Origin of the sequence: Nostoc sp. ChiQUE02 (assembly GCF_034531305.2) — a bacterium.
GTDB lineage: Bacteria > Cyanobacteriota > Cyanobacteriia > Cyanobacteriales > Nostocaceae > Nostoc.
In genome coordinates this window covers 22,456-47,562 of record NZ_JAVRBN020000026.1, presented here as the reverse complement: position 1 = coordinate 47,562, position 25,107 = coordinate 22,456, and the positions used below count along the sequence as shown (strand labels likewise).

The 25,107-nt window shown below is 44.3% G+C and carries 21 protein-coding genes and 1 riboswitch; of the genes, 8 read left to right on the top strand and 13 right to left on the bottom strand.

The genetic code is table 11. The features are described from left to right. Positions 1-105: 105 nt before the first annotated feature. From RM347_RS23745 to RM347_RS23730, 4 genes are all read left to right on the top strand, one after another. Positions 106-2,100, top strand: a complete 1,995-nt coding sequence (locus tag RM347_RS23745) for a cytochrome-c peroxidase (protein WP_428850600.1) — start codon at positions 106-108, stop codon at positions 2,098-2,100. A gap of 154 nt (positions 2,101-2,254) precedes the next feature. Continuing rightward, the gene (locus RM347_RS23740) at positions 2,255-2,461 is read left to right on the top strand and encodes a hypothetical protein (protein ID WP_322716833.1); all 207 of its coding nucleotides are present in this window, start codon (positions 2,255-2,257) and stop codon (positions 2,459-2,461) included. Positions 2,462-2,555: 94 nt separating this feature from the next. After that, a complete protein-coding gene (locus RM347_RS23735; protein ID WP_322716834.1) occupies positions 2,556-3,692 on the top strand; it encodes an AIR synthase related protein in 1,137 nt (378 codons plus the stop codon). Positions 3,693-4,121: 429 nt separating this feature from the next. After that, on the top strand, positions 4,122-4,808 hold the full coding sequence (locus RM347_RS23730) for a PHP domain-containing protein (RefSeq protein ID WP_322716835.1): 687 nt from the start codon (positions 4,122-4,124) through the stop codon (positions 4,806-4,808). A gap of 83 nt (positions 4,809-4,891) precedes the next feature. Here the strand turns inward: RM347_RS23730 and RM347_RS23725 are convergent, their stop codons facing one another. The 4 genes from RM347_RS23725 to RM347_RS23710 form a co-directional block, all read right to left on the bottom strand. Then, positions 4,892-5,596 (bottom strand): precorrin-2 C(20)-methyltransferase, encoded by a 705-nt coding sequence (locus RM347_RS23725; RefSeq protein WP_322716836.1) that lies wholly within the window; start codon positions 5,594-5,596, stop codon positions 4,892-4,894. A gap of 2 nt (positions 5,597-5,598) precedes the next feature. Then, a complete protein-coding gene (locus RM347_RS23720) occupies positions 5,599-6,225 on the bottom strand; it encodes a precorrin-8X methylmutase (RefSeq protein WP_322716837.1) in 627 nt (208 codons plus the stop codon). 48 nt (positions 6,226-6,273) lie between these two features. Further along, entirely contained in the window at positions 6,274-7,881 is a 1,608-nt protein-coding gene (gene cobG, locus RM347_RS23715) for a precorrin-3B synthase (protein ID WP_322716838.1), read from the bottom strand. A 3-nt stretch (positions 7,882-7,884) separates the two neighbouring features. Then, positions 7,885-7,968, bottom strand: a riboswitch (adenosylcobalamin-variant (AdoCbl-variant) riboswitch). A 248-nt stretch (positions 7,969-8,216) separates the two neighbouring features. Continuing rightward, positions 8,217-8,702 carry a molybdenum cofactor biosynthesis protein MoaE gene (locus RM347_RS23710; protein ID WP_322716839.1) on the bottom strand — a complete coding sequence of 162 codons (486 nt, stop codon included), beginning with the start codon at positions 8,700-8,702 and terminating at the stop codon, positions 8,217-8,219. A 688-nt stretch (positions 8,703-9,390) separates the two neighbouring features. Here RM347_RS23710 and RM347_RS23705 point away from each other — a divergent pair. Further along, positions 9,391-11,835 (top strand): hybrid sensor histidine kinase/response regulator, encoded by a 2,445-nt coding sequence (locus RM347_RS23705; RefSeq protein WP_322716840.1) that lies wholly within the window; start codon positions 9,391-9,393, stop codon positions 11,833-11,835. Here RM347_RS23705 and RM347_RS23700 read toward each other — a convergent pair. Further along, on the bottom strand, positions 11,825-12,253 hold the full coding sequence (locus RM347_RS23700; protein WP_322716841.1) for a KTSC domain-containing protein: 429 nt from the start codon (positions 12,251-12,253) through the stop codon (positions 11,825-11,827). The genes RM347_RS23705 and RM347_RS23700 overlap by 11 nt on opposite strands. Positions 12,254-12,523: 270 nt before the next feature. Here RM347_RS23700 and RM347_RS23695 point away from each other — a divergent pair, with 270 nt between their 5' ends. The 3 genes from RM347_RS23695 (at position 12,524) to RM347_RS23685 (ending at position 16,215) form a co-directional block, all read left to right on the top strand. Beyond that, positions 12,524-14,287: a Rieske (2Fe-2S) protein gene (locus RM347_RS23695; protein WP_322716842.1), complete on the top strand. Its 1,764-nt coding sequence runs from the start codon at positions 12,524-12,526 to the stop codon at positions 14,285-14,287. 340 nt (positions 14,288-14,627) lie between these two features. Further along, complete coding sequence (locus RM347_RS23690) at positions 14,628-15,020, top strand: hypothetical protein (protein WP_322716843.1); 393 nt, start codon at positions 14,628-14,630, stop codon at positions 15,018-15,020. A 226-nt stretch (positions 15,021-15,246) separates the two neighbouring features. Next, complete coding sequence (locus tag RM347_RS23685) at positions 15,247-16,215, top strand: tetratricopeptide repeat protein (protein ID WP_322716844.1); 969 nt, start codon at positions 15,247-15,249, stop codon at positions 16,213-16,215. Between the two features lie 273 nt (positions 16,216-16,488). Here RM347_RS23685 and RM347_RS23680 read toward each other — a convergent pair whose 3' ends face one another. The 8 genes from RM347_RS23680 to RM347_RS23645 all read right to left on the bottom strand — a co-directional run bounded on the left by RM347_RS23680 (position 16,489) and on the right by RM347_RS23645 (position 25,041). After that, the gene (locus tag RM347_RS23680; protein WP_322716845.1) at positions 16,489-19,062 is read right to left on the bottom strand and encodes a beta strand repeat-containing protein; all 2,574 of its coding nucleotides are present in this window, start codon (positions 19,060-19,062) and stop codon (positions 16,489-16,491) included. Between the two features lie 114 nt (positions 19,063-19,176). After that, entirely contained in the window at positions 19,177-19,374 is a 198-nt protein-coding gene (locus RM347_RS23675) for a hypothetical protein (RefSeq protein ID WP_322716846.1), read from the bottom strand. Positions 19,375-20,191: 817 nt separating this feature from the next. Next, positions 20,192-20,815 (bottom strand): DUF411 domain-containing protein, encoded by a 624-nt coding sequence (locus RM347_RS23670; protein ID WP_416211873.1) that lies wholly within the window; start codon positions 20,813-20,815, stop codon positions 20,192-20,194. A 146-nt stretch (positions 20,816-20,961) separates the two neighbouring features. Beyond that, entirely contained in the window at positions 20,962-21,513 is a 552-nt protein-coding gene (locus tag RM347_RS23665; RefSeq protein WP_322716847.1) for a hypothetical protein, read from the bottom strand. 169 nt (positions 21,514-21,682) lie between these two features. Then, positions 21,683-22,255: a DUF4142 domain-containing protein gene (locus RM347_RS23660; protein ID WP_322716848.1), complete on the bottom strand. Its 573-nt coding sequence runs from the start codon at positions 22,253-22,255 to the stop codon at positions 21,683-21,685. Positions 22,256-22,341: 86 nt separating this feature from the next. Beyond that, the gene (locus RM347_RS23655; protein ID WP_322716849.1) at positions 22,342-22,545 is read right to left on the bottom strand and encodes a ChaB family protein; all 204 of its coding nucleotides are present in this window, start codon (positions 22,543-22,545) and stop codon (positions 22,342-22,344) included. A gap of 147 nt (positions 22,546-22,692) precedes the next feature. After that, positions 22,693-23,256, bottom strand: coding sequence for a type 1 glutamine amidotransferase domain-containing protein (locus RM347_RS23650; RefSeq protein ID WP_322716850.1), 564 nt, complete (start codon positions 23,254-23,256; stop codon positions 22,693-22,695). A gap of 33 nt (positions 23,257-23,289) precedes the next feature. Then, positions 23,290-25,041, bottom strand: a complete 1,752-nt coding sequence (locus RM347_RS23645) for a thiamine pyrophosphate-dependent enzyme (RefSeq protein WP_322716851.1) — start codon at positions 25,039-25,041, stop codon at positions 23,290-23,292. Positions 25,042-25,107: the final 66 nt, after the last annotated feature.

The window sequence follows — 25,107 nt, the reverse complement described above, 5'->3', positions numbered from 1 at the left end:
AGATTAACATTCATATAAAACATGAGGAAAATCCAACTTGGCGCCATCTTTATGGCTGCTGTCTTAGCCAGACTTATTGATTTGGCATCAAGGTTGTCAAGGAAAATGAAAAGCGGTGTGACGATCGCAGCATTTGTGGCGATCGCAGTGCTAGCGGGACATACTGTATCAGCGCAAGTACTACCCCCAACTTTATCTTCGCTAAAGACGGTCGCAATTCCAGAGCCTGACAATTATGGAGAATTTATCAAAGATAAGAGCAAAGCGATCGCGTTAGGAAAGGCTCTTTTCTGGGATATGCAGGTCGGCAGCGATGGCAAAATGTCTTGTGCTACTTGCCATTTTCATGCAGGAGCGGACAACCGGGCTAAAAACCAACTCAGTCCGGGGATCTTGCGCGTGAATGCAGATAAAAGTCCAATTCCGGATAATACTTTCAATATCGGTCAGCCGAACTACACACTCAACCCAGGAGATTACCCATTTCACAAACTGGAAGATCCAAATAACCGTCTCTCAACAGTTCAATCCGACAGTAATGATATCGCCTCCTCCCAAGGGGTCTTTAATTCAAAGTTCGTTGCTGCCGTTCCGGGTAGTCCCGAGGATACAGTGACTCAACTCGACGATCCGGTTTTTAACGTCGGAGGCATCGAAACCCGCCGGGTAGAGCCGCGCAACACACCAACCGTGTTCAATGCGGTGTACAACTTTCGCAACTTTTGGGACGGACGAGCACAGAATATCTTCAATGGGGTAGATCCGTTTGGGACAAGAAACCCCAATGCGAAGCTGTACAAAGCAGCAACCCTCTTAAGTCCGCTACAAGCAGTTAGTGTCAGACTCAAAAATTCATCTCTAGCTTCGCAAGCAGTGGGACCACCGCTCAGTGCCTTTGAGATGTCCGCAGATGGTCGCACGTTCCAAGATATTGGTGACAAATTTGAGTTTAATTTGCTTGACAACATATTAAACATTGTCAAGAGCGGGAAGCTCCCTCTCCCTAGAGAGCTTGGTAAAAAATTACTTCCTCTGAGACCGCTTGGGAAGCAAATCGTACATCCTGAAGACAGTGTACTAGGTCAGTACAGCAGAGCGCCAGGAAAGGGCCTGACAACGCTTACCTATGAACAGATGATCAAGGCTGCCTTTAAGCCTGAATGGTGGCAATCCACTCAGTTAATCCAGGTTGATAAAGCAGATGGAAATAGCCGGAAAGTTGTCCTCCTACCGGATCTCTTGAATAGCACTGAGGAGTACACACAAATAGAGTACAACTGGTCGCTGTTCTTCGGGCTAGCTATACAACTGTACGAGTCAACATTAGTATCCGACAATGCACCTATTGACAAGTTCTTAGAAGGAAATACTAGCGCTCTAACTACCCAGCAGCAGCAAGGTCTCACTCTTTTTCAAAACAGCGGTTGCATCTTTTGCCACGGTGGAGCAGAATTCACTGCTGCTTCGGTTAGAAATGTGCAGAATAGGGGGCGACTCACACGTTCGCCAGCACCTGGAAACCCTATTGAAGACACCGGCTTTTTCAAGATTGGGGTTACACCCGATCTTGAAGATGAGGGTGTGGGCGCTGATGACGGGCTGCAACCTGTATCACGTCCGTTATCGGAGGCGCGGCTAGCCCAGCAAGGAAAGTTCCAAGAGGTCTTTGGTGAAGCGCCCAATATCACGCCTGGTCTAGTAGAAGCAGATGGGGTTTTTAAAGCTCCGGGACTCCGTAATGTAGATATGACTGCTCCCTATATGCACAATGGTGGAATGTTGACCCTGCGGCAAGTAGTCGATTTCTACAGTCGGGGCGCGGCGGACGACACTCCAAATACACCTCGCCTTCCTGTGCTGAATCTGAGCGACGAAAACAAGGAGGCACTGGTGGCCTTCTTAAAGGCACTCACTGATGAGCGAGTTCGTTACGATAAAGCACCCTTCGACCATCCGCAGTTGTTCATCCCTAATGGACATCCAGGGAACCAAACCTCTGTCACCAATGACGGTACTGGTAAAGCTACCGATGCTTTAGTGGAAATCCCATCTGTTGGTCGTAATGGTCGCAGCAGTCCCAGTCCCAACTTTCTTGAGTAACCTTAAATAGCCACAACCCCTTTTGGGTGTAGTAGTTGACCTTGATAAATCTTGTAAATAGGTTTCATCCCCGCTTCTTCGAGGCGGGTTTTTAGTACCCTTAACTGCCTTCTGTATCCTAAAAGTAGTAGCATAAAAATTAAAATACTATTATATGGATAGCAAAGAACTAGCGCAATACATCGAAGCTAGGAATAGCATCTCTAAACCTTGGGTATTGGTACAACTGCGCCTCAAGAAATTGCAAGAGCGTCGAGCCACCCTTACAAACGATGTCTACACTAAAGAATTAGAAGATATTTACCAAGACTTGATGAATTTGGGGGAATGGTGGCGCGGTATTGAAGATGAGGTATTTTAAAGTGAGGAGTTATGACTTTTCCTAACTTTTAACTCTTGCACAAACGCGATTAATCGCGTCTCTACTCCTAACTTCTAACTTAAAACGCAACCTGATGGCTCAAGCTCTCGATCAAGTCGATTACGATACTCTCGATGCCGCAAAACGACGCTTCATCGATGCTGCAAAACGCACACTTGGCTTTGCAAGTGCCTATGGCATCGTACCCGCGTCGGGTCTGGGAGCAAGCGCTAACGCTTTCAGCTTCAACCTCGCTCCGTTTCTGGAGGCGGGGGCTAGAGAACTTTCTATGACACTTGTCCCCGAAGGACTGGGCACCGCAGACGATACCCGCCCTGATGACCTTTCCGAAGAAGAACTTCGACGATTCTGGTGGAATATTGGCATTAAGATCATCTCGTGTCTGACAAACGACGCTGCAACTTCCGGTATGCAGACTATACTTCTTGGTCTTTATCTGCCGTCGAGTACTCCTGAAACAATCTTTACCCCGGCTTTCCTTGATGGGTTTCTGGATGGAGTAGTTGAGGGGTGCAAACGAGTGGGGTGTGTCTATCTTTCAGGGGAAACTCCTCAACTAAAAACTAAGATGATTCCAGGTCGGCTCGACATCGCAGGCTCGGTTTTTGGGGTTATGCCGGCTGGTGTTGCTCCTATTGATAGCTCGCGTCTGGATGCCGGAAATACTATTGTTCTCGTCGAAAGTTCGGGGCCCCATGAGAACGGCTTTACCCCACTGCGAAAGCTCGCCGAGTCTCTTCCTGATGGCTATAGAACAAAACTTCCAAGTGGACAGGAGTTCTGGGAAGCGATGAATGCTGCGTCGTATCTCTACACGCCGCTTGTACAGGCGGTGCTTGGCGAGGGAATTAGTCCCACTGCGATGGAGAATATCACGGGTCATGGCTGGCAAAAGCTGATGCGGTCGGTGAAGCCGCTCCGGTACGTCATCGAAACGATGCTCCCAGTGCCGGAGATATTTACGTTTGTTGAGGGTCATCTTGAAGGCGGAGCCGAGACGATGCTTTCCGTGTTCAATTACGGTGCAGGATTTGCATTCTATACAGAGTCGGAGCAGGATGCAGAGAGGATTGTTATGCTTGCAAGAGAACAGGATCTCACGGCCCTGATTGCCGGAAGGGTTGAAACGTCTCTGAGCCGTGAGGTGGTGATAGAACCGCTGGGAGTCACCTTGAAGGGAGATTCTTTTGGAATTGCGCGAGGGGTATAATAAGCAGCAAGCGATCGCTAGTTTTCTCGAAACTATTTTTGATCGCTAAAATCATTACTAGTTAGATAAAATAGTGTAATTACTGAGACGAATAATAAATTTTACACAGCAAACAGAGTTAGATTTCAGGCTTATTAGAGATAATTGCTCTACTAAGCCTTTAGTATCTAAGTCATTTACCACAGATGCTATAGGCGTATTTATGAAATTTTGGTTGCAATATTTATTACTACGTAAAATTAAAGTACTTTAAATTACCCATGACCACTGAGGTTAAGATTTGCTAACGTAGTCTTAACATATTGAAAAATTTGCTGATAAAGCTGAGAAAGTAGCAGCCAACACTAATTTTTAGTGCTGGATCTTTCTTATCTGGTAGATGTGGCGTTTTAGTGTGTTGAGAATATATATTTTTGTTCAGAGGGGGTTATGGCTGTAAATTTGGCCCGGACTACTGCTTCCACAGAACTTTTGAAGCAAATATTCCATAACATTGATGCACATAGTTGTCCAAGGTTATTCAACTTTCACATGCACACTGTCTACTCGGATGGGAGATTGCAGCCGAGTGGATTGATGGAGCAGGCGATCGCTATTGGGCTAAAAGGGTTAGCCATCACCGATCATCATGGTATTATCGGCTATCAAGCTGCACTTGCTTGGTTAGAAGACTGGAAGTGGAATAATCCTGGTGAAAGCACTCCTCACCTGTGGAGTGGTGTGGAAATCAATGCCAACCTTTTGGATATAGAAGTTCATATTTTGGCTTACGCTTTTGCAACAGAACACCCTAGTATGAAACCCTATCTGCAAAGAAGGGCGACTACAGGCCAAGAATATCAGGCAAGTAACGTGATTGCCGCTATTCATGAAGCTGGAGGATTGGCAGTTCTGGCTCATCCCGCTCGTTACAAGCGATCGCATTTTGACTTAATTCCAGCTGCGGCCCAAAAGGGTCTCGATGGTGTGGAAACTTTCTATGCCTACAATAACCCTAACCCCTGGCAACCCAGCGTATTGGAATCAGAACAAGTGCAAAAGTTAGCTGATGAATACTTTCTTTTCAATACCTGTGGTACTGATACCCACGGTTTGAGCTTACTACAACGCTTGTAAAGATGAATCCATTTTTTTAACTCTCCTGGTTCAATCTGCCAGGAGGTTATTCTATTTTGGATTTTCGATTATTCAACAAAGGACTATAGTCGATTTTTGGTGGGAATCACAATCATTGAAAAATAGGGCACTTCATCTGGATTAACTTCATCCAAGGGGACGATGCGTTGCTGTGACGTTGATGCACGCTCAATATATCTTGCCCGTGACGCTAGTCCTAGTTTATGCAGGATATTCCGCACTTTGGTAAAGTGACGACCTAGCTTCATAATTGCCGCTGCATCAGTCATCAGCAGATGTGTAGTCAGTTCTTCTGCTGGCAATGGGGCGGGTAAGACGGTGAGAATATCGGTGTAGTAGGTGAAAGGTACACCCAAGGCTACCGGACAAGCCATCAGCGAGGAAACTCCGGGGACAACTTCTGTTTCGTATTGGTCACATAACCGCGTGAACAGGTACATGAACGAACCATAGAAAAATGGATCTCCCTCGCACAACACCACGACATCTCGACCCGCTGCTAAATGGTCGGCGATTGGTTCAATTTCCTTATCATAAATAGACTTTGCCTTTTCAGGTTCCAAAGCGCGGGGGAGGTGAAATAGCACCTCGATTTGATTGCCAGGAAGATACTGCGCCACGATCGCTCTAGCAATACTTTCTTTATCTGTGGCTGATTGATAGGCTACCACAGGAGCCGCACGTAATAGCCGTAGCGCCTTCAGAGTCAATAGTTCTGGATCGCCTGGGCCGACACCAATTCCATAGAGACGACCTTTGGGTTTCATATTCATTCTTCCTCCGTTGCCAGGGCGTTAACTGCTGCTGCCGCGATCGCACTTCCACCGCGCCGACCGTGTAAGGTTAAAAATGGTACATTTCTGCTATCTGCTGCCAGTGCGGCTTTCGATTCTGCTGCACCGACAAACCCCACTGGAAAGCCCAAGATAATCGCAGGCTTGGGCGCTCCTTCATCGAGCATTTCTAGCAGCCTAAACAGTGCTGTGGGCGCATTACCAATTGCGATTACTGCTCCTTCGAGGTGCGATCGCCATAATTCTAAAGCTGCCGCCGACCTTGTAGTACCCATACGCTGGGAAAGTTCTGGCACTTTTGAATCGTTGAGGGTACAGATAACTTGATTGTTTGCAGACAACCGCCGTCTGGTGACGCCTTCGGCAACCATCCGACAATCGCACAGAATTGGTGCTCCTGCTGCCAGTGCTGCCCTTGCGGATTGCACTGCTGTTGGTGAATATCCCAAGTCAGTGACAATATCCGTCATCCCACAGGCATGAATGAGACGCACAGCAACTTTTGCTACATCTGCTGGCAGCACATTTAGGTTCGCTTCTGACCGGATGATTGCAAAGGAATTACGGTAAATTTCGTTGGCTTCTCGGATGTAGTCGGGCATTCAATTTGAGATTTTAAATTTTGGATTGACGTATAAAAATCAAAAGGCTTAGATTCCTAACTTCTCTAAAAAGTTGGGAATGTTGTAGTTCACGAATGATTTAGGAGTAATGTTAAATAAGTGCTGTAATTGAGTCAGTGCATATCGATTAGCAAATTCCCCAAAGGACTCGTCAGAATTTAGGCGTTGAATTTTATATACATATAGCATCCGCTCTATTAATGCAGGTAGTTCGGCAAAAGTTACATATTGATATAGTTCACGTCCGAATTTCTGCTTGCTATCACCAACATAAACGTGATAACCCTCTACAGTTCCATTGTCAGCCTCAATGCTGACGCCGAGAAGAGTAATATCACTCTTGCTATGCTGGGCACAAGATTTTTCGCAGCCGCTGAAGTGGATATTAACTGGGCAATCCAGAGTAACGCGAGTTTCAAGATACTCCGCTAATGTCAATGCATGACTTTTGGTGTCTGTGGCAGAAGAGGCGCAACCCCTTTTGCCAGAACAGGCAACTAATCCACTCTTGATGTTGGTTGCTGAGGAATCTAATCCTAAGAAAGCAATTTCACTTTGGACATCGCCAACCCATTGCTGAGGAATATCTGTAAGAAGCAAATTTTGCCAAGGGGTTAGCCTGAGAGTTCCACTACCGTATTTTGCTGCTAAATCTGCTAAACCCCGCATCTGTCTACTCTCCAATCGCCCAAGGGGCAAGACAACACCAATGTAAAATAAGCCTTGCTGACGTTGGAGATGGATGCCAATATGCTGATACTTTCCCTCTCCTTGCAAAAGAGTAGAGAATTTCTCCCCCTTCCCTATTAGGGAAGGGAGTTGGGGGGTTAGGTCTTTTCTTGTTTCACTGTACAAAAGAGAAAAAGGTAGACGCTGCTGAACTTCCTGGAGATAATTTTCGCAACCCAAAGTATTTAGCAACTCTCTCAGGCGTAGCTTACGCTTATTCGTAGTATGACTATGAACTAGATAGACATCCGCCAAAGCTGCCAAGACGGGCAAACATTCCTCTGGTAGTAAAAAAATACCCATGTCGCTAGGCGGTTGACCCTTCTCGCCGACACTGAGATAGAGGCGAAAATAAACATTACCGTCAACTAAAACAGCAGCAAAGGCGATATCATTCAAGCGATCGCACACCCGAATTATCCCACCACCATCAAAGCAAACGCTAAATTTTGCCGACAGTCCCGAAAGCGCCGGATGTGCTGCAATACAATCATCCCAACCTTGGACAAAAGGGCGAGTATCGATTAATTCCTGGGGGTCGATACCAGCGGTTGGACTGGTCATAATATTGCGGATTTGGTCTACAACAGTATTATGAGAACCTAATCCCATTTCCTGGAGGTACTTCAGAACCTCAGCATTTATCCCTGTGCGGATTTCACGGACTTGCAGGTTAGCTCGATTAGTCACATCTATATAGCCGCCACCGTGCTGTTCTGCTATATCTGCGATCGCACGGCACTGCTGACTACTAATAATTCCACCTGGTATTCTAATGCGAGATAATATACCATCTGCGGCGGGAGTAGCATAAAACAAGCCAGGACAAGTGGCAAATCCAGAAAGCAAACTTAAACTCCTTCCCCGTGCAACGCAGGGAGTAGACGGTGAGTGTGTCTTGAGCACATCCTGAGAGTTGGCATTCTGACTTGGGCGATCCCATCACAGCTGCGGCACAGTCCCGGAATTTCACCGGAGTTTCCCAACTCTCAGCTTTAGTAATTCAGACTTTGTTTAGGTTATAGATATCAACCAGACATCATCCAGATAATTATCTTACATTAATATAGCCATAAATTTTACCTGAGCTTATCCACTGCCGTGTTAAGTGGCTCATGCGCCAGTGCGATCGCATGGAAATTCCTACTCCCTGAAGACAAACTTTTTGTTAGTCTAGGGTAGCTGAAAACTCAGCTTGTTCCCTAGACAAAACACGAGCAAAGGCGATTTTCTCTGGAATCTTAACAACTTTCTCCTGATGTTTCACAAGCACCAATACTCACCCAGCGGCTAGAACCATCTTCCCAATGTTCTTTCTTCCAAATGGGGGCATTGTGTTTGAGAGTATCAATAGCATATTGGCAAGCTTCAAACGCCTCACTCCGATGAGGACAACCCACTGCTACTAAAACGCTGATTTCCCCAACTCGCAAACGTCCAACGCGATGATAAATCGCTACTCGATTCACATCAGACGTAGATAAACGAATATCAGCAGCAATTTGATAAAATATCCGCAACGCCATCGGTTCGTAAGCTTGATACTCTAAAGCAATCACAGGTTTACCATCGGTTTGATTGCGAACCATACCACTCATCACAACCACAGCACCGTTGGCTGGATCGTCAGACTTGGTGTAGATTTCTTCAAGAGACAATGGTGCAAAGGTAATGGCAAAACTATCTTCGGCTCTTGGTTTAACAGCAGAGGCAAGTGTAGTCGTCATAAATGCATTGATATTATGTGGGCTTTTTCTATTGTCTCTGAAGAAAGCGTTGCTAGTCTATATTTAGTAGCTCTTGTTAATGCTTTTGAGCAAAAAAGGGTTTTTAAAGTTTAACAATTTTGTTGCCCATCAGCAAAGCAATCAAGGGTTAAAATTCTCTTATTATAAGTAGGTTGGCACGATAAAACTAAACTATGTAAAGAAAGATAAAGTAAGCTAAAACCTTCTTATCTCTTGCCTTCTGCGTCTTGCCACTTTCTTTATTTTAACTACAAATTTTGAGGTCAACCTAGTTTGTAAAAGTAATTTTATCTGTTAGCAAAAAATTATAATGACGCAAATATTATAAAATTTACTTAAAATAACGGAAATTTACTGTTATCCGCTTTAAGGCATATTATTATAATTAAAGCGATCAAGTTATCTGCTTGTTCACTTATTTAAATAATCTGATAGTGACTTTATTCAGCTATCAAGTGCATTCAGGAGGCAGAAGGAACCCCCGCGCAAGCAACTGCCTGGGATTGAACAAGAGGCAATGGAACAGGGAGCAAGCAAAAAAGAGAAGAAGCAGGGAGCAAAAGCAGTGGGGAAAAGGGGAAAACTCACCCCCTTGCCCCCCGCCCCAATTCCTCTTTTTCCCTGCTTATTGCCCCTTTCAAGAACTAGCAATAGTTAGGAACAATTTATGAAATCTTTCGTGTGTAACAATGAATCAGCTAGGCTTGAGGCTCTGCGTCAGTACCAGATTCTCGACACTCCACCAGAACAAGCATTCGACGAGCTAGCGTTCTTGGCCGCACAGATTTGTAACACACCAATCGCCTTGATTAATCTAATTGACGCTAACCGTCAGTGGTTCAAAGCTAAGGTAGGGTTGGATTTACAGGAAATGCCACGAAATAACGAGTTTGGCTCAATTTGTATAGAAAGTGGCGAAGTTCTGATTATTCCCGACACCTTGAGTGATGAACGATTTACTACAAATCCCCTAGTTATCTCAGATGAATTCAGTGTGAGATTTTATGCTGGCGTCCCTTTGTTAGCACCGACAGGAGAAGCGATCGGAACTCTGTGTATAATTGATCGCGTACCACACCAAATTAGTCCCCAACAGGTGGAAGCACTGCAATCTCTTAGCCGCGTGGTAGTTAGACAACTAGAAATCCGGCGGAACTTAGTTGAACTGGCAAGCATAAAACAGGAGTACAAGCAGGCACAAGAAGCATTACATCAAAGCGAATCTACTTTAAGCAGCTTTTTTAACAGTTCGCCGATGATGATGGGAATTGCCGAGTTGGTAGATAATGACATCCTACATATTTCGGATAACCCCGCCACAGCGAAATCCTTTGGACTCACGCCACAAGCAATGCAAAATCGGCTAGCGCGAGATATGGGTGCAACAGATAAGCGTGTGTCCCAGTGGATACATCACTACCGTCAAGCAGAGCGCACTCAATCACCCGTCAAATTTGAATATTCTTACGATACTCCCCAAGGTGAAATATGGTTATCAGTCACAGTCTCAACAATTGCGGTAAGTTCCGGTAGGCGTCCGCAATTCGCATACATAGCCGAGGATATTACCGAACGCAAGCAAGTAGAACAAAAAACCCGCGAACAAGCAGCATTGCTGGATATTGTCAGTGATGCGATCGTCGTGCAAGATTTGTCCAACAAAATTTTATTATGGAACAAAAATGCTGAAAAACTTTACGGCTGGAAGTCAGAAGAAGCTATGGGTAAACAGTCCGATGAACTTTTATCTACTGAACCTTTGGCGCAAGACTCAGAAATTTATCAGACTGTCTTAAAGAATGGCTTTTGGCAAGGTGAATTACACAAAACCAGCAAATCTGGCAAGAAACTAATCGTTGAAAGTTGCTGGAGGCTGATCGTGGATGAGCATTCTCAAGCCAAATCAATTCTTGCCGTTGATACTAATATTACCCAGAAAAAACAACTGGGAAAGCAATTTTTACATGCTCAACGCATGGAAAGTATAGGCACTCTTGCTAGTGGTATGGCTCACGATTTAAATAATGTGTTGTCACCTATTTTGATGTCAGTGCATCTGCTCAAAGCTAAAACCTGCGATCAACAGATTAACCAGATGCTCTCAATAATAGAAAACAATGCTAAACGTGGTGCTGATTTGGTCAAGCAAGTGCTGTCATTTGCTAGGGGAATTGAAGGCGATGTTCTAGGACAAGCTGCTACGCGTCAACACAGCGTGCTTCAACTCAAACACCTGATTTTAGAAATGCGGCAAATTATCTCACAAACATTTCCCAAATCAATTGCAGTGTACACTGAAATTCAGGAGAAATTGTTACCTATTTTTGCTGATAGTACCCAACTACATCAGGTACTGATTAATTTGTGTCTCAATGCGCGGGATGCCATGCTTACAGGTGGAACTTTAACAATATCTGCCGAGAATATTTGGATTGATGAAACTTATGCAAGTATGCATATAGGAGCTACTGTTGGTACTTACATTGTCTTGACAGTTGCTGATACAGGATTTGGAATTAGCAAAAAAATATTAGATAGAATATTTGAACCATTTTTTACAACAAAAGAGTTGGGTAAAGGTACGGGGCTTGGGCTATCAACAGTAATGGCAATTATTAAAGAACATGGTGGTTTTATCACCGTATCAAGTTGTGTCGGTAAGGGTACAAAATTTCAGGTGTTCTTGCCAGCAGTTCAGCAAGTTCCAATCCAGGCGTTAGAAGATATAGAAATACCAATTGGATCTGGAGAATGCATTTTGGTTGTAGATGATGAAGCTGCCATTCAGGAAATTACTAAAACATCTCTAGAAAACTATAATTACACAGCAGTTACTGCTAGTGACGGCATGGAAGCATTAGCAATTTACACCCAGCATCAAGAGAAAATTAGTGCCGTAATTATTGATATGATGATGTCCAAGATGGATGGAGCAACTACCATTCGCACATTGCAAGGCATAAATCCGCTATTGCCGATTATTGCTGTTAGTGGATTGGTAACAAGTGAGCAAGTACCAATCGATAAAACGGCTGAATATACAGCTTTTTTACCTAAACCCTACACAACGCAAGAATTATTGAAAACCCTAAATGCAGTTATTAGTCATTAATATAATCTGCGCTATCTAGACGATCGCAGTCATATCTACCTTTAATCTCTTGATTGAAAAAGTTGCCAATTGAGTCAGAGGAATGTAAATCTTCCCAAGTATCCTCGTCTACACCTAAGTACTGATAAACAGATCCACTTTGAAACTCAACTTGCAAAATGCGTTCGTTGCGATCGTAGCCTACAGCCATAGCCATCGATGAGACAACTGGTAGCATGACAATTGGTTCTTCTTCAAAGGGCAATATATTCGTTTCGGCAATTGCCTCGTTAAGTTCTTGCAATCCTTCATAAGCTTGTACTGGCGCTGGAATTTCCAAAAATTCTAGTTCGTCGCCTCGGTCGAGCAACAACTGCAAATATCCGTCAGAGTGAGCGATCGCTACTAAACTGCTCAAGTCTACCTTAGATAGCTTCATTTATTTTGTGCTCTCCTGTTAGCGTAGTCGGGAGTGTTAAAGTTTTATGCAACACTTACGTGCTTTAATAGTACAAATATACTATTAAAGCATTTGGCTGTCAAGGTTTTTTCACTGGTTTGCAATCGAGTTGAGCCGTGTACCTAACTTATTCATCGGCCTTACGCACTGTACAGTTCACAAAAATTAGAATTGCATCGCTGCTCAAACCGTTAAAAGTTCGCCAGAGTGATAGTAGGAGTTTTGACATCACTTTTGTGGAAAACTGAAATGACTCAAAAATTTGCACCCCCAACTGATAGAGACAAATATACCCGTGTTGCTAAATTTGCAGATGTTCAGGCAGCAGGTAGTTTGTTGGTTCGCAGCGAAAAACACACCATTGCTCTGTTTTACTCAGATAATAAAGTCTATGCAATTGATAACCGTTGTCCTCACATGGGCTTTCCGCTCCACGGAAGCACTTGCAAAGATGGCATTGTGACTTGCCCTTGGCACTATGCCCGCTTCGACCTCGCTAGTGGCGGCACATTTGACTCTTGGGCAGATGATGTTCCCTCCTTTGGCGTAGAAATCCGCGATGGGGAAGTTTGGGTAAATCTAGATCCTCCAGTTGACCTTCATGCCCATCACAGCCAACGTCTTCAGGATGGCTTAGAACAGAGTATTTCGTTAGTTATTGCCAAATCAACGATCGCATTACTAGATATGGGGGCAGATATTACCGAACCATTTCAGATGGGACTAGAATTTGGCACTCGTTACAACAAAGCAGGCTGGAGTGCAGGCTTAACCATCCATACCTGCATGATGAATTTGCTCCCTTATCTGGATGCAGAAGACAAACCCCGCGCCCTTTTCCAAGGACTTTCCGCAGTCGCTAGTGATAGCGCTGGAGCACCGCCTCACTTCGTAGTTCATCCATTACCTAATTCCACCGTTGACCTGAAAACCCTCAAAAGCTGGTTTTGCCAGTTTATTGAAGTGCGGGATAGTGAAGCAGCAGAGAGATGTCTGATATCTACAATTCGGGCGGGAGCTAATTCTGAACAAATTGCAGATATGTTGTTTACATCTGCCACAGATCACCGTTACCTTGACACTGGTCATACACTCGACTTCATAAACAAGGCACTGGAAGCCCTGGATGCCGTTGGTTGGCAAGGGGCGGAGTCAGTTTTGGCGAGTCTAGTTTCTGGTTTAGCAACTGCTTCCCGCATGGAAGAGTCCAATTCTTGGCGCTATCCTGTGGATTTGGTGGCAATTCTGGAGTCTGCCTTTGAGCAGTTACATAAGGCTTTGGCAACAGGACAACCTCGACATGGAACTTGGTCAGGTCAGGAGGAATTGGTGCCGATTTTGTTAGGGGAAGACCCAGAGAAAATTGCCAACTCTCTTTTAACTGCTCTAGAAGCTGGTTGTACTGAAGAACAATTAGCAAGTGTAGTTACTTACACAGCAGCATTGCGGGTAGCTCGTTTCCACACTAACAACGAATTTGGGGACTGGAATTCAGCACACCATCCGTTCACTTTTGCCAATGCAGTGCATCAAGGATTACGACGAGTGCCTTCACTGCAACTACTACGAGGTGTGTTTGATGCTGCGATGAGTGTATATCTGAATCGTTTTTTGAATGTGCCACCAGCAAGACTTCCAGAACCAAAAGACCCCGCTCAAAATCCTGAAGAGTTGCTCAAGCAACTACCAGATTTATTAAATCGCCAACAACAAGTAAATCAGACAGGTAAATTGGTTGCTGATTATTTATACAATGGCGGCTCTGTGGAGCGACTGATGGCAATGTTGGGTAAGTTGATGCTGCGCGAAAATCGGGAGTTTCATGTGATTCAGGAAATGGAAGCAGCCTTTCGGCAATACTCCCTGCTGGGTGAAACTACTGCTGGGAGGCATGTTTTAGTCGCTGCTGCTCGTTATTTGGCGGCACACGCGCCCACAATGCGATCGCAAGGGCAAACCTATCAAATTGCCGATCGGTTGCATAAAGGCGATCGCCTGTTTGAGGAATCTTAATTTAGCTAATCTTGGAAGACTCGATAATTGCTGCGATCGCCTAATGCCGGAATTTGTGCGATCGCGGCAATTTCTGCTTTATTAGGGGAAATCAAAAGGCGGATTGAAAAATTGCATAAATGTTTAACTCGCCACAGTTAAGTACTTAAAAATTTCAATAAATCTGTTCTGTGTATGGATTTAAGGGATTTTCCATTGCTTTTTGCATCGCTTACTAGTTCACCCTTTTGGGTGAGTCATATCTCAACCGATCAGGTGACCTGATCGAAGGAAGCTGAGATTAATAATAAAGAGGAATCTATTACTAAAGAACAAATCGCACTTTACCCAAGAATAAATTATGAAACTTGTTAACTTAATAAATTCCGCACTTATTTTTGCTTCTATTACTCTTGTACCTGGCATTGCTGGTGCTCAAACAGCTACTACCAACAACAGTGAAACAGTAGTTATTAACTCTAACAATTTATCTAGTAACTCTACTTCTGTGAATTACCTCCAACCTTTCAATCTAGTTAGTTTTGCTTATCAGGGAGGTTTGCAACAACATGGTATTCCTAGCGGAGGAGAGCTAGTATTTAAAACTTTGAACAGAAATATTATTGCGAAAGATGTTGTTAAAGCTGCTGTTAATGCAGATAAATTACCATCACAAGTTTTAAACGACCAAAATTATCTAAGTGCTGTTAATTTAGAACTCAATGCATTGCCCGATTATGCTGCTGCTGATTGATTTGGTTTTTCTTATATCTTTTGAGAAAGCTAAATTTCTCAGCATACTATATTCATAGGCTTGTTACCAATATAAATAAAAGCATTTTATACACAGAGATCGCTGAGTATAAAAGAAATATTTTTAAGAGAAGTTGTGCTTATAAGTTGCACTTATCCTGTGCTAAAGCCATATAAAATTGTATAATCAACAGCTTATTAAGCAAAAATTTCGTTTTCTATAGAGAATGACAGAAGTAATTAGATCCGGGAGCCTAAATAACATTGAGTCCATCGAGTTTGAAGAGCAATGCTTAGAAAAAGCTAGAGAAACAGGTGATGCCGACGACGAGCAAAGCCAGCGCAATGGGGAAGTCATTTCTTTAGGAAGTTTGGGCAATGCTTACCAGTCACGAGGTGAGTACTACCTGGCAATTGAGTTTTATCAGCAGTGGTTGGATATAGCTAGAGAAACAGGCGATCGCTTGAGCGAAGCCAAATCTTTATCTGGGTTGGGTAACGCTTACCAATCACTGGGTAAATACCAGCGAGCAATTGAATTTTATCACCAGTGGTTAAGTATCACCAGAAAAATAGGCGATCGCACTGGGGAAGGCATTTGCTTGGGAAGTTTGGGCAATACTTATGAATACCTGGGCAAGTACGAGCAAGCGATTGAATGTTATCAGCAGTGGTTGAGTATAGCGAAGAAAATAGGCGATTGGACTGGGGAATGCATTTGCCTGGGAAGTTTGGGCAATACTTATGAATCATTAGGGGATTACCAACTGGCAATTGAGTTTTACCAGCAATGGTTAGGGCTGGCAAAATTCCTCAGCAATCGCAATGGCGAAGCCATGGCCTTGAGTGGGTTGGGTAGTGCTTATAAGGCTTTGGGACATTACCAAAGGGCGTTTGAGTTTTATCAGAATTCATTAGAGATCAGAAAGGATCTCGATGACCAAAATGGAGAAGCAAACGCCTGGTTTAATTTGGGTTTGGTGCTAGAAAAAATCAATCGAGAGTCAGAAGCGATGTATGCCTTTTGCAATGCTCGTGAAATTTATCACGCAATGGGACTCGATGCAAGCCTGCAAGATTGTAATCATGCCATTGAGCTTCTTTCTCAAAATGTTGCCAGCACAGTATCAGTCTTCTGGTTTGGGAGATGGATAAGTAATTTATCGCAGTTGATCAAAGCGGATTCTAAACAATGAAGCGTGCTGAGTTGCCAGTGCTGTTAGCGGTAACGGGGTTAAAGACTCTGCTACCGCTAACAGCACTAACTAAGGATTTAGTAGAAGCGATGTTGGCGTGTGGGGTAAAATGACTGTAGAATAAGCTTTCTGACTTAAGTTGACACCAATTGCATCTTGTCCGCCCAGATTATGCAACTTAAATACCGCCGATTAGCTTAGTAAAGGATTCAGTTCTGTGTTCCAAGCTTGAAGTTTCATGTTCCAAGCTTGGAACATTGGGTTTCGAGTAAACTATGCTTGCAAGACAAAATCAGATGCCGTGAGAATTGGCGCACCAGTTAGAGTTGCAAATAAACCACCACTGCCAAAACCAGCCGCGATGCCATTTTGGTTGTAAAACAATTGCCCAGTCACAGCGTTATACACAATTTTCGCCGTGCTAGTCCCGGCAGAAGTTGTGATTTTAAAATCGCTCTTGTTACTAAAACCTGTTCCGGGAGTAGAAGCGATCGCATTAAAGGTAGTCTTATCTAAGATTATCTTGTCACCTTGAGAGTGTTTGAAATCACTAATGGCATCTACACCAACAGCAGTCAAGGCAAAGGGAGCATTGGTATTGTAAAGGAATCTGTCAGCACCCGCACCACCAACAAGGATATCATTGCCAGCACCGCCAATGAGAGTATCATTACCAACGCCACCCCGTAGCAGGTCGTTGCCACTCTTACCGTTAATCGTATCGTTACCCCCCTGACCATTAACCACATCATTTGAGTTGTCAAAACCCGTGATGTTGTTGGAGAGGTCATTGAGGAATGTCACGGTGTTCTTGCTAAACAGGCTAGTTTGAGTGGAATTGGCATCGAAGACATCAAAACTGTCAGCGATGCTGGTCTGTTTATCAAACAGGATATTGCCGAGTGCAGGTGTTGAAGAAGTTGCTGGCAGGTTATCCAGGTTTTCTAATTTGAAGTTTTGCAGAGTGACTTTGGTGTTAGCCACATTTTCAAAGGTGACTTCTAAATTGTTGCCATTTTGAGTTAATTGCAGATTTCTGGCAGTTAAGCCATTACCTGTAAATTTCAGTGTATCAACATTGGTAATCACTGCTAATGATGGGTTTGTGCCTTTCCCTACACCACCAAAATCGGTGATGATGTCATTGCCATCAGCTTGGCGAATCAGAAATTTATCTTGACCACCGTTGCCTGTGAGGGTATCGTTACCAGCTTTACCGTCGATGATGTTGTTGCCAATTGTACCGATGAGAGTGTCTGCTGAGGCAGTTCCCGTTAGGTTAATCGTGCTGCCACTGCCGATGTTCTTCCCCCCAAATACCACGTAGCTCTGCCCTGAGTAGCCGCCGTTGGGGGAGGCATAAGGTGCCCCAATAATCAGGTCGTCAATGCCATCACCGTTGATGTCCCCCCCATTGCTGACTGAGGTGCCTGATTCGTCAGATGATGCAATGCCATTAATTAAAAAGCCATTAGTGCCATTCAAATCAGAGAGGTTGAGGGTGCCGCCACTGCCCAGATTCGTTTCCCCAAACACTACATAGCTTTGCCCTGCATCAGATTTGCCATTGGGGGAGGCAAAAGGTGCCCCAATAATCAGGTCGTCAATGCCATCGTTGTTGATGTCCCCCCCATTGCTGACTGAGGTGCCTGATTGGTCAGATGATGCAATGCCGTTAATTATAAAGCCATTAGTGCCATTCAAATCAGAGAGGTTGAAGGTGCCGCCACTGCCCAGATTCGTTCCCCCAAACACTACATAGCTTTGCCCAGTCTCAAATTTGCCGTTGGAGGAAGCCCTATATGCCCCAATAATCAGGTCGTCAATGCCATCGTTGTTGATGTCCCCCCCATTGCTGACTGAGGTGCCTGTGACTGAGGTGCCTGCGGGATTAAGATTATCTTCTCTGCCGTTAATGAAAAAGCCATTAGTGCCATTCAAATCAGAGCGGTTGAGGGTGCCGCCACTGCCCAGATTCGTCTCCCCAAACACTACATAGCTTTGCCCAAGAAAAAAGTTGCCGTAGATGTCGGCATATATTGCCCCAATAATCAGGTCGTCAATGCCATCGTTGTTGATGTCCCCTGCATTGCTGACTGAGGTGCCTGAGCGATCATCTTCTGCAATGTCGTTAATTATAAAGCCATTAGTGCCATTCAAATCAGAGAGGTTGAGGGTGCTGCCACTGCCCAGATTCGTTCCCCCAAACACTACATAGCTTTGCCCTGGATCAAGTTCGCCGTTGAGGTCGGCACGATATGCCCCAATAATCAGGTCGTCAATGCCGTCGCCGTTGATATCTCCTGCATTGCTGACTGAGATGCCTGAGCGATCATTTTCTGCAATGCCGTTAATTATAAAGCCATTAGTGCCATTCAAATCAGAGAGGTTGAGGGTGCCGCCACTGCCCAGATTCGTTCCCCCAAACACTACATAGCTTTGCCCAGCACTATAGTTGCCGTTGGGGGAGGCACCAAATGCCCCAATAATCAGGTCGTCAATGCCATCGTTGTTGATGTCCCCTGCATTGCCGACTGAGATGCCTGAATAGTCACCTCCTGCAATGCCGTTAATTATAAAGCCATTAGTGCCATTCAAATCAGAGGGGTTGAGGGTGCTGCCACTGCCCAGATTCGTCCCCCCAAACACTACATAGCTTTGCCCAGCACTATAGTTGCCGTTGGGGGAGGCACCAAATGCCCCAATAATCAGGTCGTCAATGCCATCGTTGTTGATGTCCCCTGCATTGCTGACTGAGGTGCCTGAAAGGTCATCTGGATTGATGCCGTTGATGGCAAAGCCGTTAGTGCCGTTGAGGCTGGAAAGGTTGAAAACTGAATTTGCCATTATTTCTCCAGTATTAGAAACGCGATTAATCGCGTCTGTACAAGTACCGCAAGGCGTAATTCGTAATTTGTAATTCCGATTACGCAAGAGTTTTAAAAATTTCCAATGGGTAGCTTATTTACGCCAAGCTGTGCTGAGAGGCTGAGTAGCAAGCGCTTCGTCAGGATTTTTCACAATACTGATACAATTTGCTCTCCTAGCCTCCCCAGCACTGCCGTTAGATTGATAATCACTTACTGTGTTGTAGATTGGGCGATGTCTACGACGGGCTATTTGGCGTCGCTCCTGCTCTCTTCTAAAATTGAGCTGCACATCTATTAATATTTCCCCGCTTACTCTCTTTGATGCCTCTCTGCTGCCACATCTGACCGATAGCGGTAATTGAATAATTTGTAATTCGTAATTCGTAATTAGAAAATTTAATCACGAATTACAAGCTTACAATTAAAAATTGTATTGATAGCGGTCTTTTGGTGTCAGCTAGTTAACCGTTCTGACTTTGTAAACAAAAATTACTTTAATAACCGTTAAATCACTTAAATACTCTTATGAATATCTAAGCATTGTCAAGAGGCTGGGTGTCATTCTGGTAAAGTTAGAGTGAATTTTAGGAAGTGCTATATAAAGTTTTTGTGTCACTGATAGCGTACCTCTACGGGGAAGCAAGCTACGCGCAGTGTCTCGTAAAGAAGCATTCAGTAAATCTTGTTTGCAACAGGCTCTTGCGTTCGAGCGTCACAGTCCGTTGTAGAGATCACACTCTTTTTACAGATTGTGTTGAGGAATGAAATCCAAGATTTGCGCGTTTATTGACTAAAATTTGGGTTCAACACAGCTTAAAGCACAGCGTTAGTAATGAAAATAACGATTTGAGTAACCAAAATGGTGATTTTGTAACGAAAATTCTAATGTTTGTAACGAAAATAACGATTTTACTAACCAAAATGGTTTTTTTCTCACAAAATTTATAATGTTTGTAACAAAAATAATTAATTTAGTAACCAAAATGGTTTTTTGTAACGAAAATTCTGATGTTTGTAACGAAAATAACGATTTTATATCATAGAGAAGCCTACACGCTCATTGCAACCTTCAGCATAGCTGCCTCCTGCCTCCTGCCTTCTTCACATCAAGAGGATGGATACTTATTGAATACTGCAACTGAGTTTTTGCGATCAAAGGACAACACAGAAAAGGGGTCTTTTCGATTCCCCATCTCCATCCCAGGAGTGCCTACAGGCATTTGAGGTACAGATAAACCAGCAACATTTGGCTGTTCTTGAAGCAAACGTTTGATGTCATCTGCTGGGACATGTCCTTCGATGACATATCCATTAACAATTGCTGTGTGACAAGATGACAAGTTATCCGGCACGTTGTACTTTTGTTTGACTGTTTCGATGTCAGGTGTAGAAAAGTCTGTGATTTTAAATCCCTGTGCCTTTAAGTGATCAATCCACCCGCCACAACAGTTACAGTCGGGACTGTGATATACAGTGGCATTTAGGGCTGTTGATTTTAATGGTGGCTGTTGATTGTGGATGCGGCTAGTGGTAGCCAGTTGGGCATTTCCTGCAACAAAAGTAGGAAAAATAGCTTCAGCATGACTCATCGGAGCAGTGCTTCCCAAGATGCCCAATACCCCTGCTGTGAGACAAATCATTACCAGTACTTGCACAGCAGCACGTCTCAACATGGGAAGTAAGAATTTTTGCCAGCAATAAAGCAAAAGCGATTCCTTATTAGTCATCATAACTGCAAGGGAGTTCCAAATAAAAAAATACCTTAAAAGGCTACAATATAGATACTGTAGCCTTTTTAAGTGAAAATAGATGGAGCGATCGCTTTTTTTGAGGCGATCGTCGCATGACTCATTTTTGATTCAGCAAAGCCTGCCATTTAGATTTCTTTTCCCATCTCTTTCCCCACAAGTTTGCGTTTTTGGGAATAGTCTGTATAGCCTTGAATATTTTCTGGTTCAAATGGACGCAGTACGCGCGTAGCTTCGCGTGTGAAATCCTCATTTCCGGTAACTACAATGAGGTATTTGCCAGCATTCAAACGATTACGATAGGGTAAAGCATCGCCACTGCTAGCTGTTAAGCCCACTCCTCGACCAATTAAACCAGCGCCTAAGGCACCGGCTACGGCTCCTAATAAACCAGCTATAAACTCATTACCAAATCGAGTAGCCTGGGGAAATATTTCAATTCCTGTGAGATAGTTGAAGGCATAACCTGCTATGAAGCCAAAAGGTATAAGCCACCATAAAAGCCGAGTTGTTTGTTTGTGGGCTTGCTGGTTGGGATCAATGAGTCCAAATTCATCAGCACTAAGATAACCATTGCCCAAAATATTGACTTGTGAAATTTGCAAGCCTGCTTTTTCGAGAGCAGAGTAGGCGGCTTCAGCTTTTGTTCGATCTGGTAAAACTGCAACAAGGTAATTCATAAGACCTCGCAAAAAAGATCAAAGAAGAAGTAAACAATATGTAGACACCTTACAGGCGTCTACATACAAATCCGAGAGCGATTAAAACTGATATTTGTAACAATTGCTTCTTCTACAATTGCTCTATCCCTGTAGTGGTGAGGTAAAATTGGGCGATCGCATTATTTGATCACTTGGTATTTCCAGTAGATTGACCTGTGAGAGAGTGGGCGGTTTGTGAATGTTCTTGCAGAGTCGGCAAAGTTTTAGTTGCCCAAGCTTTCAAGTCCCGATCCTGTCCTTGTTCTGCCTCACCCTGGAATAAGGATACAGTCTTAACATGATCCTTAACCATCTGGTTCATGTATGCTTGGTCAAAAGCTGCGCCAGATAACTTCGATAAATCAGCTTTCACTTTGCTATGCTCCTCGTTGAGCTGTGTTGGAAGAGTGACACCCTTTTGGGCAGCTAATTGTTTGAGTTCATTGTTTGCTTGAGTATGCTCTTGAACCATCTGCTGTCCAAACTTTTTCACTTCATTTTTCACTGCCTTTTGTGATGCCAACTGCCCAAGCTCTACTTCTGCCAAACCGCCCTCAGCAGCTTCAGTAACAAATTGCCTATCTGAATCGCTGAGAGTGTTTTGAGTTGATGGAGTTGGAGTTTGATTTGACTGAGCTATGGTTATATTTTGTCCAGAGATAGCGGTAAACATTCCAATGGCTATAAGCGTAGCCATCATCACTATTTTGTGTTTGTTCATAACTAAATATTCTCCTTAGTTAATAAAGTTTTTTTGTGCAGCCATAAAACTGCTCAATCCAATCCGATCGCAATTTGAAAAATGAGCTATTCTGGCTTTTTGTACCATTGCCCATCGTTACCTTTTTCGTAATCACGTTTCACAGCGCTCCAAGCAACACGAAAGGCACGCTCTTCTTCCCCATATTCTTCTTGAGCATTGTTAAATGCAGCCCGAAAAATTTCTTGGGCGTGCTTGGGTAAATGCTCTTTGACTGAATCAGGTAAGTCTGTAATCTGTTGGTAAGGCATAAATTTAGTTTCCTTACTTAATCGAGTGATGTTCAATCTCACGCTTTGACAACAATTTTCAATTTTTGCTTTGGCTTGTCCAGACAAGCCAAAGTCACCGATTAATTATTTTCCATCTCCTCTGCTCCCTGCTCCCTTGCCTCTTCTTCAACGAGCGCTAGCAACAGAAAGCTTGAACTGCGAAAACAAATTAAGCATTTCCCGATTAAACGCTGGGATGTCATCGGGTTGTCGACTTGTTACCCAATTTCTATCAACAACCACTTCTTTATCTACCCAGTTACCGCCTGCGTTGCGAATATCATCTTGAATGGTGTAGTAACTGGTTAGCGTCCGTCCTCGCACTAAGCCAGCTGAAATCAATTCCCAGGGAGCATGGCAAATAGCAGCAATCGGCTTACCTTGTTCTTGAATTTTTTGCAGGAATGACTGGACTTTAGGCCCCATTCTCAAGGTATCAGCATTGAGAGCGCCCCCTGGTAACAACACAGCATCAAATTCTTCGGGTTGTGCATCGGTAAGCACCCGGTCAACGTTGACTGTAATGCTTTTGTCAAAATGACGAAACGCCTGTATTTGTCCTAGCTTGGCTGACAAAATTTCTACAGTTGCACCAGCTTCTTTTAAAGGACGTATAGGTTCAGTCAGTTCTGATTCTTCAAAGCCATCAGTAGCGATGACAGCCACTCGGAAATTTGATAGATCGGGCATAATACACCTCTGAATTAAGTTCAAGATTTGTACTTAGATCAGCTGTCGCACCTTGTCTGAGAGGATTGTCAGAGCAATCTTCTCGCGGTTAGGTTCGCCTTTGGCAAGTGATTCGGCAAATTTGGTCGCTTGTTCTAGGGTGATTTTCGGAGGTAAAGGTGGTTCCAAGGGGTCAACGATCGCCTCTACAATTACTGGCCCTGGTGTAGCAAGTGCCCGATCCAAAATTTCACCGCATTCAGCCGGATCTTCAATCGTCATTCCCACACCACCACAAGCTTGGGCAAAGGCTGCAAAGTTGATTGATTCCAATTCACAGCCATACTCTGGGTTGCCTAGAAACACCATTTGTTCCCACTTGATTTGCCCTAATGTGCCATTTTTGATAATCACTATTTTGATGGGCAAGCGATATTTCACGCAGGTGACAAACTCTGCCATCAGCATTGAGAAACCGCCATCTCCGACAAAGGCAACACACTGGCGATCGGGGTAGGCTATTTGAGCAGCGATCGCATAAGGTAATGCACAGGCCATCGACGCCAGTGTTCCCGACACCGAGTGCATTTGTCCGCGTTTGGCTGGAATTTGCTGCGCCCACCAACCTGTGACTGTACCCGAATCAACGGAGAGAATCGCCGTATCAGATAGCCGTTTACCCAACTCCCAAGCCACTACTTGCGGCTTCATCGGCTGATCTTTTCTAGTACCGCGCTGTTCCATTAATTGCCACCACTCTTTTGTGCTGGATTGCGCTTGTTCAAGAAAACTGCGATCGGCATTAGGTTGTAATAGTGGCAGCAGTTCTTGCAAAGTGCGGCGACTATCTCCCACCAGTCCGACTTCAACAGGGTAGCGTAAACCAATCCGAAATGGGTCAATGTCAATTTGCACACCCCTTGCTTGACCAGGTTTCGGTAGATACTCCATGTATGGGAAAGAAGTTCCAACCATCAGCAGAGTGTCGCAATTTTCAATCACATCTTGGGATGGTTTTGTGCCAATTAAACCAATTGTCCCCGTGGTATAAGGGCTATCATCTGGAACGGATGCTTTACCCAATAATGCTTTGACAATTGGTGCGCCCAGTTTTTGGGCAACTTGTTCTAGTTCATCAGTTGCCTTTAACGCTCCCCGACCTGCTAAAATTGCCACTTTCTTACCAGCATTGAGAATCTCTGCTGCACGTTGCAAATCGTCCTCAGCCGGTAAACGCACACCACGGCTAAAAACATTAGAAGTGTGATGAGGGACGTTCCGCATCGAACCCTTTCTTTCAGCACTTTGGGGCTGAAAATCTAAAGGAAAGTTGATGTGTGCCACACCCCGGTAGCTCAACGCCGCACGGCAAGCCAAGTCTGCCAGACTCTCAACGTGAGTAGGCCCCATGACACGGGCATTGTAAACCGTCACGTCCATAAAAACCTTATCCAGATCAACATCCTGTTGAGAGTGGGTGTTGATCAGGTCGTGGTAGTGGTGTCCGGTTATTGCTAGGACTGGTTGACCATCAAGTTTGGCATCATATAAACCATTTAGTAGATGCAACCCACCAGGCCCAGATGTAGCAAGGCAAACCCCCAACTTGCCTGTATATTTGGCATAGGCACAAGCCATAAATGCTGCTGCTTCTTCATGCCGCACCTGGATAAAACGGATTTTATCTTGACGCAGGCGCAAAGCTTCCATAATGCCGTTTATTCCATCCCCAGGGAGTCCAAAGATGGTGTCAACACCCCAGTCATAAATAGTATCAATGAGAACATCAGCCGCAGTTGTAGCCATAATAAGTTTCTCCTTATATGGATATGGGGCATTGGGAAGAGGCAGAGGGGCAGGGTGCGGGGGGCA

Coding starts and splice junctions, on each gene's coding strand:
- RM347_RS23745 (WP_428850600.1), top strand. CDS start 106: ATGAAAAGCGGTGTGACGATCGCAGCATTTGTGGCGATCGCAGTGCTA.
- RM347_RS23740 (WP_322716833.1), top strand. CDS start 2,255: ATGGATAGCAAAGAACTAGCGCAATACATCGAAGCTAGGAATAGCATC.
- RM347_RS23735 (WP_322716834.1), top strand. CDS start 2,556: ATGGCTCAAGCTCTCGATCAAGTCGATTACGATACTCTCGATGCCGCA.
- RM347_RS23730 (WP_322716835.1), top strand. CDS start 4,122: ATGGCTGTAAATTTGGCCCGGACTACTGCTTCCACAGAACTTTTGAAG.
- RM347_RS23725 (WP_322716836.1), bottom strand. CDS start 5,596: ATGAAACCCAAAGGTCGTCTCTATGGAATTGGTGTCGGCCCAGGCGAT.
- RM347_RS23720 (WP_322716837.1), bottom strand. CDS start 6,225: ATGCCCGACTACATCCGAGAAGCCAACGAAATTTACCGTAATTCCTTT.
- RM347_RS23710 (WP_322716839.1), bottom strand. CDS start 8,702: ATGACGACTACACTTGCCTCTGCTGTTAAACCAAGAGCCGAAGATAGT.
- RM347_RS23705 (WP_322716840.1), top strand. CDS start 9,391: ATGAAATCTTTCGTGTGTAACAATGAATCAGCTAGGCTTGAGGCTCTG.
- RM347_RS23700 (WP_322716841.1), bottom strand. CDS start 12,253: ATGAAGCTATCTAAGGTAGACTTGAGCAGTTTAGTAGCGATCGCTCAC.
- RM347_RS23695 (WP_322716842.1), top strand. CDS start 12,524: ATGACTCAAAAATTTGCACCCCCAACTGATAGAGACAAATATACCCGT.
- RM347_RS23690 (WP_322716843.1), top strand. CDS start 14,628: ATGAAACTTGTTAACTTAATAAATTCCGCACTTATTTTTGCTTCTATT.
- RM347_RS23685 (WP_322716844.1), top strand. CDS start 15,247: ATGACAGAAGTAATTAGATCCGGGAGCCTAAATAACATTGAGTCCATC.
- RM347_RS23680 (WP_322716845.1), bottom strand. CDS start 19,062: ATGGCAAATTCAGTTTTCAACCTTTCCAGCCTCAACGGCACTAACGGC.
- RM347_RS23670 (WP_416211873.1), bottom strand. CDS start 20,815: ATGATGACTAATAAGGAATCGCTTTTGCTTTATTGCTGGCAAAAATTC.
- RM347_RS23665 (WP_322716847.1), bottom strand. CDS start 21,513: ATGAATTACCTTGTTGCAGTTTTACCAGATCGAACAAAAGCTGAAGCC.
- RM347_RS23660 (WP_322716848.1), bottom strand. CDS start 22,255: ATGAACAAACACAAAATAGTGATGATGGCTACGCTTATAGCCATTGGA.
- RM347_RS23655 (WP_322716849.1), bottom strand. CDS start 22,545: ATGCCTTACCAACAGATTACAGACTTACCTGATTCAGTCAAAGAGCAT.
- RM347_RS23650 (WP_322716850.1), bottom strand. CDS start 23,256: ATGCCCGATCTATCAAATTTCCGAGTGGCTGTCATCGCTACTGATGGC.
- RM347_RS23645 (WP_322716851.1), bottom strand. CDS start 25,041: ATGGCTACAACTGCGGCTGATGTTCTCATTGATACTATTTATGACTGG.